This is a genomic window from Neobacillus vireti, from assembly GCF_036962465.1.
GTDB lineage: Bacteria > Bacillota > Bacilli > Bacillales > Cytobacillaceae > Neobacillus > Neobacillus vireti_B.
On the sequence record NZ_JBALNF010000022.1, the window covers coordinates 43,707 to 55,722 of the forward strand.

The window sequence follows — 12,016 nt, forward strand, 5'->3', positions numbered from 1 at the left end:
TGCTATGTGTAAGTTTGGCAGTGATGCATCCATCCTAAATAAAATAGCGAAAACTGTATAAACTTATTGGAAAAAAAATTTAATGACTAAGATAAGTACCTAAAAGTAGTTAAAAAGCCATTTCCCCATAAGGAAACGGCTTTTATCTAACTCTGACAGACAAGCAACATCGCATCATGCCCGCCATTACAATTTCACCTTTTGCAGCCTTAAGGCATTTAGAACAACCGATACCGAACTGAACGCCATGGCCGCACCTGCTAACCAAGGTGCAAGGAATCCCAGGGCTGCCACAGGAATACCAAGAGTATTATAGGCAATAGCCCAAAACAAATTCTGCTTAATATTACGAATCGTCTTCTTACTCATGAATATCGCATCTGCAATACTAGCTAAATTCCCGCGAATAAGGGTAATATCCGCAGCCTCCATGGCAACATCCGTTCCAGTTCCAATCGCCATCCCTATATCAGCTATTGCAAGGGCTGGTGCATCATTGATCCCATCTCCGACCATAGCCACGTTCTTCCCTAATGCCTGTAATTTCTTAATTTCCTCGGCCTTCCCTTCAGGAAGAACTTCGGCAATTACATGATCGATACCCACCTGAGCGGCAATTGCTTGGGCGGTCTGTTGATTATCCCCAGTAATCATAATGACTTCTATTCCCATATTCTTTAATCGGCTGATGGCATTCTTAGAAGTTTCCTTAATGGTATCTGCCACGGCCACTATACCTGCATACTGGCCATTAACAGCAACAAGCATCGCCGTTTTCCTGGCCCTTTCCAACTCAACCATCTGATCAAAAGCATTTTCAACAGAAACGTTATACTTACTCATTAACTTTCTAGTTCCCGCTAACAGCTCTTTACCATCTACGTTTGCCTTTATACCAAACCCAGGAATGGCTTCAAATTGAGCCACTTCCTTTAAAGAAATTCCTTTATCTTTGATACCTTGGACAATTGCTTGGGCTAGTGGATGTTCTGATTGTTTTTCTGCTGAACCCACCATTGATAAGAACTCTTCCTCTGATAGGTGTTGGTCTGTGAAAACGTCTGTTAATACGGGTGTACCATTAGTGACGGTTCCGGTCTTATCTAAAACAACCGTAGAAATCTTATGCGTCATTTCTAAGTGCTCGCCGCCTTTAAATAAAATGCCATATTCAGCGGCACGCCCAGAACCAGCCATAATGGAAGTCGGCGTAGCCAAACCCAATGCACATGGACAGGCAATAACAAGGACTGCGATCATTTTCTCAAGGGCATTGGTAAAATCACCAGGTGTTACCCATACATACCAAACGATAAATGTGACGACAGCGAGAGCAACTACTATAGGAACAAACACTCCAGAAATCTGGTCAGCAAGACGTTGAATCGGTGCCTTGGAACCCTGTGCTTCTTCCACTGCTTTTATAATCTGAGCTAAAGCGGTATCTCTACCTACTTTTGTTGCCTCAATGATTAAAAATCCATTTTTATTTAAAGTAGCGCCGATTACCTCGTCACCTGCCGTCTTATCGACCGGAACACTCTCACCCGTTAGCATTGACTCATCAATGGCGGAACGGCCTTCCAAAATCTTTCCGTCTACCGGTATTTTTTCACCAGGTTTAATATGGACAATATCTCCAACTATTACTTCCTCAATAGGGATTTCTAGTTCTACTCCATCTCTTTTAACCAACGCGGTCTTTGCTCGAAGGCCCATCAGTTTTTTTATGGCCTCTGATGACCGTCCTTTCGCCTTGGCTTCAAAAAGCTTCCCTAGAATAATCAACGTAATCAGAATGGAACTGGTCTCATAGTAGAGTTCTACTGAATGGGCCATAGTTCCAATTGAAAGCACGGATGAGTATAAGCTGTAGAAATATGCAGCTGACGTGCCTAATGCTACTAGCACATCCATATTGGCACTTTTATTTATTAAGGCTTTGTAAGCACCAACATAAAATTGTTTTCCGATCACGAACTGCACCGGAGTAGCCAGGGCAAATTGAACCCATGGATTCATAAACATTTTTGGAACCCAAATAAACGAGGTAAATGAAAAGTGCCCAACCATTGCCCATAATAAGGGGAAGGAGAGGATCGCTGAAATAATCAACTTCTTTGTTTGTTTTTCGATTTCCCTTTTCCGATGGTCACCTGTCTCGTTTAACTCTTCCTTTATTTCGGCTCCGTAGCCGAGATTTTCCACCTTTTTAATGAGATCGCCAGATGAAATCATCGCATTATTATACTCAACTGTGGCCTTTTCTAGGGTCAAGTTGACATTAGCTTTCTCTACCCCGGCTAACTTATTTAACCCTTTTTCAATACGGGTCGCACAGGCCGCACAGGTCATACCGGATATCACTAATTCTGTTTTCTCGTTAACAACATCGTTTTCTAGTTCCTTTAGATTCCGACTCATCAAAATCACCTCTCATACCCTATAGGGGTATATATTTTTGTAAAAAGAACGTGCTATTACTAGCACGTCTTTATTACGATTTATTTCACATCGTAGCCTTGGTCATCAATGGTTTCTTTAATTTTTTCTAATGAAACTTCCTGGCTATTATATTCCACATCTACTTTAGCTGATTTCAAATCAACTTTAACGGAACTAACACCGTTAAGTGTACCAACACTGCCCTCTACCGCTTTTACACAATGACCGCAAGACATTCCTTGGACGTTTAATGTTACTTTTTCCATTTTACATTCTCCCTTTCTATTTTCAACCTATTTTTTCATAAGTAATGTTCCTTAACTTAAATTTACCATACCCCCCTACCCTATGTAAAGGATATTTTATCATCTTTATTCGAAAATTAATTTATAATCGAAAAATATATCGACAAATACTTCATACCTTTCTTTACCAATTAAATAAGGAGAAACTATGCATTTACGACTTTTGTAAAAAAAAGTTCAAAAATCAAAAAACAGGACCCTTATGTAATAAGAGACCGTAACATCAGTTTGCGCTGCTTTGATTTTGATACGGCTATCTAAAACTGGGTAAACTAGGTATATAAAAAGAACCTTTTCTTCAATGAATTAATTATTAAGAACTCCTTAAGATGCTAAAAATACTTGAACTTTACGAACCTTCAGTCTTGTGTGTTATATAAATGGAGATTTAGTTGGGGGGATTACCTTGTTCAAACAGTTAGTAAAAGTGGTGCCCAATTTATTTACGCTTGGAAATCTATTGTGCGGTGTGCTTTCCATTACATGTAATATGAGTGGCTTATTAGAGGTATCGGCTGTTTTAATATTCTTTTCAGCTGTTTTCGACCTTTTAGATGGAAGGGTTGCTAGAAAATTAAAAGTGAACAGTGCATTAGGCGTACAATTGGATTCCTTAGCTGATATTGTCAGTTTCGGAGTGGCACCTGCGCTTTTATTTCATTCCTTAGCGGCACCATCTATTTTAACTTCTTTAGCCTTTGTTCTTTTTCCAATGATGGGGGCATTAAGATTAGCAAAGTTCAATGTTAAACCAACGGTTGGATATTTTAAAGGATTACCAATTCCAGCTGCTGGACTGCCATTGGCAGGCATGGGATTCTTTTTATATAGCAATGCATGGATTACCCTAATCCTTGCTCTCTTAATGGTAAGTCCAATCAGGGTTAAAAAACTTTAATTTTACTTAGTTAGTTAGATTAGGGAATATTAATGAAATTTTAATTCTTTTTCATTTGTGAAAGGAATAAAAGTGAAGGAGTTCTGCTAGATAAAAGCAAGAGGTTAATACGGATGACTGAGGTGAATGAATGGAATCAGAGAGGCACTCGAAAAAACAATTTTTCGGATTAAGTTCAGTGATTTTTGTCCTTGGAATGGTGAGCTTTTTCACAGACCTTTCGAGTCAGATGATTGTACCAATCCTTCCACTTTATTTAACTTCCGTATTGCATGTCCAAGTGGGGACTGTGGGGATGATTGAAGGAATTGCGGAGAGCACAGCAAGCATTTTAAAGTTTTTCTCCGGGTGGATTTCGGACCGATTCTGCAAAAGAAAATGGTTAATGGTTGGCGGTTATGGACTATCCAATCTGATAAAACCCTTTTTCGCCTTATCCTCGACTTGGGGTCAAGTTCTCTTTATTCGGTTTGCCGACCGTTTTGGCAAAGGAATTCGTACATCCCCAAGAGATGCCATCCTTGCCGATACCACGACAAAAGAAGAACGTGGAAAAGCCTTTGGGTTTAGAAGATCTATGGATACCTTGGGCGCAGCTCTTGGACCTTTTGTCACCTACTTAATCCTTACTCAATGGAATGGAAGCTATCAGGCCGTATTTTGGATATCTGCCATTCCTGGACTAATGGCAACGCTGCTCCTCATCTTCTTCTTAAAAGAAAAACGGAATCCACTAAAAACGCCAGGTAATGTAAAAGGGTTACCGAAGATTAGCTTCAAGGGGCTTAGTCCACGTTTTGTATGGTTCACACTTATTACTTTCCTTTTTACCATAGGGAACTTCTCTGATGCGTTTCTGATCTTACGTGCGAAAGATGTTGGTATGACTGCTGCATATATCCCACTGACTTATTTTGCTTACAACATCATTACAAGTATTTTTTCTACTCCATTTGGGATCATCTCTGACCGAATTGGCCGCCGCCCCGTTTTAATTACAGGTTATATCATGTTTGCACTCATTTATCTCGGCTTTGGTCTGGTCCATACGGTGATGGGGATTTGGGTCTTATTCTTTGTTTATGGGTTGTACTATGCCACTACAGAAGGGATTCAAAAGGCCTATGTAGCCGATATCGTACCCGAAGGACAGCGAGGTATGGCGATGGGTACATTTAATGCCTTAACGGGTATTGCTGCCTTGCCCGCAAGTGTAATGGCGGGCTTTTTGTGGCAATCATTTGGGGCTTTTACTGCTTTTGGAGTGAGTAGTCTACTCGCCATTATTTCTGCAATCCTGATGCTTTTTCTTCGCATATAAATAAGTTTAATAAGCGTGTTAAAAAGGAATAGTCCTATTTAAGGATTATTCCTTTTACTTTGAATAACTTGTACTCGTTTGTTTAGTATTAAACTCTATGCATCATCGGAAGCGAAAATAAGTAAATGTTTGCTGATGCGAGCAGTACCATCAATACATAATATGGGGCTAAGCTCTTAAAAGATCCCTTATTACCAATCCGGTAAGCTGTGTAGATGGAGCCAAGCGTACCAATCACAATAATAATGTACTGTATCATTTGTACAGATGAGGCAGGAGCAAATGCCAGGTCACCTCTTGTTACATTCATCCCAACTAATGCCGCAGTGTTATACCAAATGGCTTTTCCTTCAGTAATGATATGGAATAAATTGTGTGCGAGATGACCTGCTAAATCCAATGGAATAATCGCATAACCGAATCGCACAAAGTTTTTCTTTACCGTTTCCACAGATCCACCTGTTAAGGCAGCCAATTTTGCTGTTCCCCATAAAAGGCCAACCGGTAGCGCCATGGCAATAATAAAGGCAACTGTAAAGTTAACATTATAGTTATCTGTTCCAGTTATAGACCCAATGGCCTTTAAAATATCCTGCCAGATCGCCACCATGGTTATATTTTGAACAAACACAATCCCCATAATAACCGCTGCTAGGAAAGTATGCTCAATCATAGGCTTTTTGATTACCCACAGTTCAGAAGTAGGTATTCGCGGCGAGATACGAATGGAATTATTAGGACAAGATTTCACACAATTGCCGCACAAGTTACAATCAGCAGAGGTATCCATCGTTCTAACAAATTGAAACATTGGGCATCCTTCTGCCTGTTCACTGCCTTTAAAACACGATTGCGTTTTACAAGTTTTACATACTTCAAGTGTCCCGCGAAGTTCTAGAGAACCAGAACGAGAATAGTTTCCGGAGAGTCCTCCTAAAAAACATAAAGTTTTACAAAATGTTCTTCGCTCATAAAATACGGAAGTCGCTACTACCATTGTTACAAGTAGAAGAAGTAAATAACCCGATCCTCTTGGTGATTCAACAATTCCCCAGATGTGATCGCTATACGTAATGGCTATGAAGAAAAGATCAATCATCCAAAGTCCATATTTCCTTAAGAACTTTGGCATAGGGCGATTACTGCCAATCGTTTTCCTTACTATGTCACTTACTTTACCAAATGGACAAATCGTACACCAAAATCTGCCGATAACTAAGAAGAAGATTGGGATTAACGGCCACCATAACACCCATGTAAGGGATGTGCCGACATTTCGCGTAGGATCAACAGTTCCTGCTACCAATTCATACACAATCACCGAAAACACGACAAGGACAATCCATTGAAAAATTCCCGGATACCATTTGCTTTGAATGAACTTTTTAACGATTGATATAGATAGTAGATTGTAAGGCTCTTTTTCTGCCAATTGCTTTTTCTCTTTAACTAACTTACTTTTTGGAATGGACATCGGAACCATCCTTTCTTCTAAACCATTTATTCCACACACCAATGATAATAAAGGAAAGGTTTACGGCACCATACGTTCCCAAGACCTTTAGGTTTGCCGGTTCTTCCTTGACAGGCTCGTGGCTGTGACCTTCACTGCCCTCCATGTCCATTCCTTGCATATTGTCTCCGCCAGTCATCCCTTCCATCTCATGACCATCACCGCTGTTATGGTCCATGCTCTCCATATCCTGATTGTCCATTTTGTTTTGTTCGGATTGTCCATTAAGACTAGAAGTTGCTGGAACTTTACTGTGGTCTCCATCTGCCATGGCCATTCTTCCACCTGAGAAAACAATAATAAGGACAATGATCAACGCCCATTTTCCTTTCAAAACCTTCACCCCATTCCTACTTTGCTAAAAATTGATTTAAGTGATTAACAACTTAAACTTTAATAGAAAAGTTTGCAGAAACTTTGGTTTTTATTTGTATAAAAATTGTCTGTTAGTGAATTAAGAACAATTGTCACAAAATCGGTATAAATACAAAATAAAATAGTAAATCTGCAAAGATTCTTCACATATTTTTACTATTATAGAGTTATAAACTTTGTTAAGGTGGCAGGAATATGAAGACCATTTTACTTGTGGATGATGAAACGAGAATGCTAGACCTGTTGGACCTATATTTATCACCATATGGATATAAATGCCTTAAAGCCGAATCAGGAAAAAGGGCATTAACCTTTCTTGAAAGAGGAAATGTGGACATCGTCCTTCTTGATGTGATGATGCCAGAAATGGATGGATGGGGGATTTGCCGAAAAATAAGGGAGTTTTCAAATGTTCCCATTATCATGCTAACGGCAAGGGATCAAACCGTGGACGTGATAAAAGGATTAAAATACGGGGCAGATGATTACGTGACCAAACCTTTTCACGAAGCTGAATTACAGGCAAGAATTGAAGCCTTATTAAGACGGGCCCATACTGACAATGATGGACCTTTTATCTTTAATGGATTAGAGTGGAATGAAGAATCTGTTCAATTAAAATATCACGACAAACCTATTCTCATCACACCTAAAGAGTTTGCATTGATTGGCTTGTTTTTAAGAAATCCCAATAGAGTTTTCTCCAGAGACCATTTATTATCAAGCATTTGGAGCCAAAAAACCAATATTGATGATCGTACGATCGATTCCCATATTAGGAACTTACGTGAAAAGCTTCGAAATGAGGGATTTCCGATCGATAACCACCTTTTTACCGTTTGGGGAATAGGGTATAAATGGATACCCGACAATCCAGCGGCTAAGTCTTAAATAGGTATTCCTACTCAAGCATAATGTTAAGGCACGAATACAATGGAAAAGGCTGCCCTAAAAGTATACTTTTAGGAGCAGCCTTTATTTTAGTTATTTTAACTTTCCTTTTCCGTTTACTAATACATTGGATTTAATGCGCACACCTATTGTTCTAAATAACTTACTTAAAATCTTTTCTGGTTCATTTTTGGCTTTTAGTGCTGCCTTTCTTTCTTGCTCCATTTGGTGAAGAGTAAATTTCATCGGTTTCTGACACATAAGGCCCTCCTCAGTATGCCGCAATATATTCATACGGTCATCTTCTATCTGATTTGAGTCTATTAAATATGTGTGCAGAAAGTAGCAAGTTAATGTGCAGAAAGTAACCAAATTCTATTACAATTTCTAAAACGACAACTTGTTATTTGGTTGACAGTTCACTTTCTGTCACCCATTTATGATTTTTCACCTTCTCTCCCCCAGTAGTTGATGTGTAATCAATCATATACACAGTGGTTTTTTCTGCTGAATCAATCGTTGCAGTCGCCCCCATCATCCCTTCCATGTGGTCTGCTTCTAAGGTAACTTTTGTTCCTGGCACTACCGTTTTATTCCCGGCATCTTTAAGTTCTTCTTGAATAACCCATTTATGATTTTTTACCGGTTCACCTCCGGTAGTTGGGGTATAAGTAACAGCATATGCTGTTGTTTCATATGCCCCTACAATAGTTGCCTTAGCACCATTCATTCCTTCCATATGGTCTGCTTTGACCACCGCTTGGCTTCCTACTTTATAGGTTGGTTTCGCTGCTTCTTTTAATCCTTTAGGAACTTTACCTGAACCCGAATGTTCCATATCACCCATGTCCATATTTTCATGATCCATGTTCGAATTTTTATCATCCATCTTCATGGTTTCTTTGTCCATATTTGTATTTTTCGTTGTACTTTTATCATTACTAGAATTAGAACAAGCAACTAACATGAACATTAATACTAAAAACACCATTCCCAGCCACCATTTTTTAGTTTTCATTTTGACCCTCCTTGAATTTTGTTTTATCACACATCTTACTATAAAAATTTGCAGAAAGTATGGATTTTTATAGGAAAAATTAACTGTTCCTTTTTCCATCCGGCCAGTTGTTTGTTCAAGATGGCTTGGAAACCTGTACCCCCTCATTCTCTATACGGCTTAGTTTCTTAGCATAGAAAAAAAATAAGCTCAATCCAATAGTACATGTTAATACTTCAGTAATGGTCATCGACCAAACCACTCCATGTAAACCAAAAAAATGATGCAAGGTAATAACTACAGGAATGTAAAGAAGTCCTTGTGTAACAGCCATAATGATGGCTGACATTCCTTCGCCGGATGCCTGGAAGATGCCTGTGAATAATCCAGTGAAACCATTGAAAAGGGCTGAAATCAACATTGCTCCTACGATGTATACTCCTATATGAAGGACAGAGGAGTCGGTAGTGAATAGCTGAATGACTGGCACTTTAAACAAGTAAACAATACCAAGGAAGGTCCCTGAGATTACCCCAATGTAGATGGCAGCATGTTTTATAACCGATTTCAGGCGGGAGATATTCTTACTTGAAAAATTGTAAGCAATGAAGGGAATGATCCCAAAGAACAGCCCCATCGATAAAAATTCCGGAAGTTGTGCGATCCTTAAAGCAATTCCAAAACCTGCAACAACATGGTCCCCATATTCCATTGAGTAATGGTTCAGCAACAAGGTAGTTATGATTAAGAAAAAGGTTTGGAACAGTTCCGAAACCCCAATTTTGAATACCTCCATTTGATTTTTAGCATTAAGTTTAAAATGATGCAAAAATCCTTTCAAGTGATCACTTTTTGAATCTAAATACCAGACATAATACACGGTTGAACCAATGTTCGCAAAAATCATCGATAGTGCAGCGCCAATTACATGCCAATCAAGGATCAATATAAAAAGGAAATCGAATATGATACTTAATGAGATACTGACAATCATTCCATACATCGATTCTTTTGAGGCTCCTTCTGACCGGACAAGCTGTTCTAAGGCAAAATTCGTTACTATTGCGAATCCTCCAACGAATAATGTCAGTGCGTACTTTCTCGTATAGTCAAAAGTTACTGCATCAGCACCCAGTAAATGGACAAGAGGTATTATAGAAAAATAAGCAACTATGGCAATTAGTAGACTAATAATCATACCTCCGTAAAAAGAATATCCAGCGACTCTCTTAGCTAGTTCCCCTTCTCTTTTAGCCACTAATCTTGTAATAAATGTTCCACCACCAACTCCAAACACATTCCCAACTGCCATCAGAACAGCAAAAATAGGCAGCCCTAGCGTAATTGCACTAAGCATGGCTGTATCATGGACCTGTCCAATGAAAATTGCATTAATGATATTATAGATCGTGCCGGCTGACATCCCCAACATCATGGGAATGGAAAGGTGAGCAATTGCTTTCTTGATTGGTGCTTCCTCTAAATAATACGTATTTGACTCCGTCCTTTTCATTTGAATACTCCTTAAATTTAGATTATTAATAGTTAGAACTCTAACTTTTTCGATAAGTTTAATCTTCTAAATATTAGAATTCTAACTTTTACATTGCAGTAACATTGGCTACTGCACTTTTAAATAATTTATAAACTTTGATTCACCTTAGTCAACAAAGCGATTAGTGTTTGTTTTTCCTCTTCCGTAAGAGATTTTACAATTTCTTTTTCTACCTTCTCAAAAATGTGATTAAAGGAATCAATTAATTCTTCACCTTTTGGTAAAACATAAATATTTTTCTGACGTTCATTTTCTGCCGGAATTTTACGTTCAATATACCCTTTTTTTTCTAAGCCTTGCAGCATACTGGTAATGCTAGCTCCACGCCTATTAAAGGTTTCAGCTAAATCTTTTTGGATTAAGCCTTTATCCTGATGTTCATAGATATAGTCAATTATGCGACCTTGTTGCGCATTTAAGCCTAACCCCTGAACACTTTCGTCTGCTCTTCTCTTAATTTTGATACCGATGGATTGAAATAAATTTGAATAAGGTGTATCTTTTCTGCTTCCCAAACTTCATCACCTACTTTAAGAACTTAATAGTTAGAAATCTAACTATTTGATAAGAAAACTATATAACCATCTTAACCCTTCTGTCAACAGCATGCTAATTAATTATCAATGTGTGTATTATCTTTTGTTTAAGTATTAGTGCGTAAAAAAGAGGATTGCAGTGCAATCCTCTTCGGTAGTATCTCTAAATGGAATCCACTGGCGCTTGGGAACAAGTAAAGGTTCCTTTTTCAATCTGAATCGTGGTATGTTCAATCCCAAATTCATCATGTAATTCTTTATTTAATCGTTGTAACAATTGATCGTTATCGGTTATATCCGAACGGACGAGGTGGACGGTTAAGGCAGGCTCAGTGGTACTCATTCCCCAAACATGTAAATCGTGTACCTCGACAACAGTAGGTAAATGGGTTAAATAATTTTTTATCTTATCCGTATCAATCCCATCCGGAACGGCATCTAACGATAAATTGATTGATTCACTTAGTAATCCCCATGTACCTATAAAGATGACGATTGCAATGACTAAACTAACAAGTGGGTCGAGCCATTGCCAGCCAGACCAAAGCATAATGAAACCTGATATGACAACTCCTAAAGAAACCACCGCATCTGCCACCATGTGTAAGTATGCTCCGCGAATATTCAAATCATGTTTCCTGCCTGACATAAATAGGAAGGCCGTTATGGAATTAATGACGATCCCAATTAGTGCCACGATGATGACCGTTTTTCCAGCCACAGGTGCAGGAGCGGAGAACCGTTGAACGGCCTCCCAGGCAATGGCGCCGATCGCCACGAGTAGAAACACGGCATTAAAAAGAGCAGCAAGAATGGAGCTTTTCTTAAAACCATACGTTCGCTTGGACGTAGGCGCCTTTTTCCCCAGCCAAACAGCAATCCATGCAATAACCAGACCTAGCACATCACTTAAATTATGTCCGGCATCGGCTAGTAACGCAAGCGAGTCTCCCAATAGGCCAAAAATAACTTCAATTATGATAAAGATCACGTTTAAAGTGATTCCTATGCCAAAAGCAAACCCATAATTCGCCGGCTCATGATGATGATGGCCATGCCCGTGTCCGTGTGAATGTCCATGATGATGGTGATGATGATGACCCATGTTTATCCCCCCAGAGCTCTTAATGGTAAGTGGCTCTATTTCTCTTTCTAAAACGAAAATATTTCGATTAAGAAT

General features: G+C 39.0%; 12 protein-coding genes. 3 read left to right on the forward strand and 9 right to left on the reverse strand.

Annotation, left to right across the window (positions count from 1 at the left end; translation table 11 throughout):
- Window positions 1–186: 186 nt before the first annotated feature.
- Complete coding sequence (locus tag V7077_RS09530) at window positions 187–2,424, reverse strand: heavy metal translocating P-type ATPase (RefSeq protein WP_335500778.1); 2,238 nt, start codon at window positions 2,422–2,424, stop codon at window positions 187–189.
- A gap of 80 nt (window positions 2,425–2,504) precedes the next feature.
- Complete coding sequence (copZ, locus tag V7077_RS09535; RefSeq protein ID WP_335500780.1) at window positions 2,505–2,711, reverse strand: copper chaperone CopZ; 207 nt, start codon at window positions 2,709–2,711, stop codon at window positions 2,505–2,507.
- 445 nt (window positions 2,712–3,156) lie between these two features.
- Here copZ and pssA point away from each other — a divergent pair, with 445 nt between their 5' ends.
- Window positions 3,157–3,648 (forward strand): CDP-diacylglycerol--serine O-phosphatidyltransferase, encoded by a 492-nt coding sequence (gene pssA / locus V7077_RS09540; RefSeq protein ID WP_335500782.1) that lies wholly within the window; start codon window positions 3,157–3,159, stop codon window positions 3,646–3,648.
- A gap of 130 nt (window positions 3,649–3,778) precedes the next feature.
- Entirely contained in the window at window positions 3,779–4,969 is a 1,191-nt protein-coding gene (locus V7077_RS09545) for an MFS transporter (RefSeq protein WP_335500783.1), read from the forward strand.
- Between the two features lie 88 nt (window positions 4,970–5,057).
- Here V7077_RS09545 and V7077_RS09550 read toward each other — a convergent pair whose 3' ends face one another.
- Window positions 5,058–6,443, reverse strand: a complete 1,386-nt coding sequence (locus tag V7077_RS09550; protein ID WP_335500785.1) for a 4Fe-4S binding protein — start codon at window positions 6,441–6,443, stop codon at window positions 5,058–5,060.
- A complete protein-coding gene (locus V7077_RS09555; RefSeq protein ID WP_335500787.1) occupies window positions 6,424–6,816 on the reverse strand; it encodes a hypothetical protein in 393 nt (130 codons plus the stop codon). Before V7077_RS09555 ends, V7077_RS09550 begins: the two co-directional genes overlap by 20 nt.
- A gap of 236 nt (window positions 6,817–7,052) precedes the next feature.
- On the opposite strand from V7077_RS09555, the gene V7077_RS09560 reads away from it, so the two are divergent.
- A complete protein-coding gene (locus V7077_RS09560) occupies window positions 7,053–7,748 on the forward strand; it encodes a response regulator transcription factor (protein WP_335500789.1) in 696 nt (231 codons plus the stop codon).
- A gap of 93 nt (window positions 7,749–7,841) precedes the next feature.
- Here the strand turns inward: V7077_RS09560 and V7077_RS09565 are convergent, their stop codons facing one another.
- The 5 genes from V7077_RS09565 to V7077_RS09585 form a co-directional block, all read right to left on the reverse strand.
- Window positions 7,842–8,009 (reverse strand): hypothetical protein, encoded by a 168-nt coding sequence (locus V7077_RS09565; protein WP_335500791.1) that lies wholly within the window; start codon window positions 8,007–8,009, stop codon window positions 7,842–7,844.
- Between the two features lie 142 nt (window positions 8,010–8,151).
- Window positions 8,152–8,766, reverse strand: coding sequence for a YdhK family protein (locus V7077_RS09570; protein WP_335500793.1), 615 nt, complete (start codon window positions 8,764–8,766; stop codon window positions 8,152–8,154).
- 115 nt (window positions 8,767–8,881) lie between these two features.
- On the reverse strand, window positions 8,882–10,258 hold the full coding sequence (locus tag V7077_RS09575) for an MATE family efflux transporter (RefSeq protein WP_335500795.1): 1,377 nt from the start codon (window positions 10,256–10,258) through the stop codon (window positions 8,882–8,884).
- A 128-nt stretch (window positions 10,259–10,386) separates the two neighbouring features.
- Window positions 10,387–10,815, reverse strand: coding sequence for a MarR family winged helix-turn-helix transcriptional regulator (locus V7077_RS09580; RefSeq protein ID WP_335500798.1), 429 nt, complete (start codon window positions 10,813–10,815; stop codon window positions 10,387–10,389).
- Window positions 10,816–10,999: 184 nt separating this feature from the next.
- Window positions 11,000–11,941, reverse strand: a complete 942-nt coding sequence (locus tag V7077_RS09585) for a cation diffusion facilitator family transporter (protein ID WP_335500800.1) — start codon at window positions 11,939–11,941, stop codon at window positions 11,000–11,002.
- Between the last annotated feature and the right edge of the window lie 75 nt (window positions 11,942–12,016).

Bases quoted from the DNA above. Each gene is read 5' to 3' on its own strand.
- V7077_RS09530 (WP_335500778.1), bottom strand. From the start codon at position 2,424: ATGAGTCGGAATCTAAAGGAACTAGAAAACGATGTTGTTAACGAGAAA.
- copZ (WP_335500780.1), bottom strand. From the start codon at position 2,711: ATGGAAAAAGTAACATTAAACGTCCAAGGAATGTCTTGCGGTCATTGT.
- V7077_RS09545 (WP_335500783.1), top strand. From the start codon at position 3,779: ATGGAATCAGAGAGGCACTCGAAAAAACAATTTTTCGGATTAAGTTCA.
- V7077_RS09550 (WP_335500785.1), bottom strand. From the start codon at position 6,443: ATGTCCATTCCAAAAAGTAAGTTAGTTAAAGAGAAAAAGCAATTGGCA.
- V7077_RS09560 (WP_335500789.1), top strand. From the start codon at position 7,053: ATGAAGACCATTTTACTTGTGGATGATGAAACGAGAATGCTAGACCTG.
- V7077_RS09565 (WP_335500791.1), bottom strand. From the start codon at position 8,009: ATGTGTCAGAAACCGATGAAATTTACTCTTCACCAAATGGAGCAAGAA.
- V7077_RS09570 (WP_335500793.1), bottom strand. From the start codon at position 8,766: ATGAAAACTAAAAAATGGTGGCTGGGAATGGTGTTTTTAGTATTAATG.
- V7077_RS09575 (WP_335500795.1), bottom strand. From the start codon at position 10,258: ATGAAAAGGACGGAGTCAAATACGTATTATTTAGAGGAAGCACCAATC.
- V7077_RS09585 (WP_335500800.1), bottom strand. From the start codon at position 11,941: ATGGGTCATCATCATCACCATCATCATGGACATTCACACGGACACGGG.